The sequence below is a fragment of the Enterococcus sp. 1001283B150225_161107_E12 genome (assembly GCF_015556925.1).
GTDB lineage: Bacteria > Bacillota > Bacilli > Lactobacillales > Enterococcaceae > Enterococcus_B > Enterococcus_B mundtii.
In genome coordinates, this window is record NZ_JADNNI010000039.1 from 1 (window position 1) to 1,168 (window position 1,168).

Below are 1,168 nucleotides of genomic sequence, written 5' to 3' on the forward strand. Positions count from 1 at the left end.
TTATAGCCACAACAGGAATTAGTTGAAGATTTAATTTCAATCATTCACGTTTTTAGTTTCCGTATTTATGGAACTACGTAAGTATAAAGATGAGATTGAAGGTGATGAAGTTGTTAGTGGCATACAAAACGGAAATTCTTCCAACAGAAGAACAAAAAGAAATTATTAATCGAACCATTGGCGTTGCACGTTTTGTAAAGAACTTTTACATTTACCACAACCAAGAAGTTTACAAAGCAAACGGAAAGTTTGTATCAGGTATGGATTTTTCAAAGTGGTTAAATAACGACTACATTCCGAACCATCCAGATAAGCTGTGGATCAAAGCTGTTTATGCGAAGTCAACGAAACACGCGATTATGGAGACAGAAAAAGCCTTTAGAAAGTTTTTTCAAGGAAGAGCTAATTTTCCTAAATTTAAAAAGAAGAAGCACCAAGATGTATCGATGTATTTCGTGAAGAACGATAAAAAGACAATCATCCGTTGTGAGCGTCATCGGATAAAAGTTCCCTCTTTGGATTGGGTAAAACTGAAAGAAAAAGGTTATATTCCAAAACATGATGACAAACATATCATAAAGAGTGGCACCATCAGCCAACAAGCAAACCGCTACTACCTGTCGGTCATCGTGGAACAGGACTGTACCGCTCAAGTACTGAACGATACTCCTACCGAAGGCGTGGGTATCGACTTAGGATTAAAAGATTTTGCGATTCTTTCCACAGGGAAAACCTATAAAAATATCAATAAATCAGGAAAAATTCGTAAAATCGAAAAACAATTAAAACGACAACAACGCAAGCTGTCGAGGAAATACGAAAGCGAAAAAAAGCGTGTCAACGAAAAACAATCAAAGAGAGGAGAAGCTACTCGCAAAAATATTGAAAAACAAGTCTTGAAAGTACAAAAACTTCATAAACGGTTGACAGATATCCGTAGGGACAGAGTGAATAAAATTGTGTCAGAGCTAGTAAAAACCAAACCAGCTTATATCACAATCGAAGATTTGAATGTCAAGGGGATGATGAAAAACCGGCATCTTTCAAAAGCTGTGGGAGAGCAATCTTTCTATGCTTTTCGTAAAAAATTAGCAGATAAATGTAAAGTCTATCATATTGAGTTAAGACTAGTCGATCGATTCTATCCTAGCTCGAAACGATGTCATGA

At 36.2% G+C, this 1,168-nt stretch carries 1 protein-coding gene and 1 pseudogene; both read left to right on the plus strand.

The genetic code is table 11. The annotated features are described in order from the left end of the window. Nucleotides 1–6: 6 nt before the first annotated feature. Nucleotides 7–169: pseudogene (locus I2F89_RS15590) on the plus strand (IS607 family transposase); the annotation flags it as partial. Beyond that, nucleotides 105–1,168, plus strand: a 1,064-nt coding sequence (locus I2F89_RS15415; RefSeq protein ID WP_229078159.1) for an RNA-guided endonuclease InsQ/TnpB family protein, incomplete at its 3' end; no start/stop codon positions are given. The pseudogene I2F89_RS15590 and the gene I2F89_RS15415, both read left to right, overlap by 65 nt.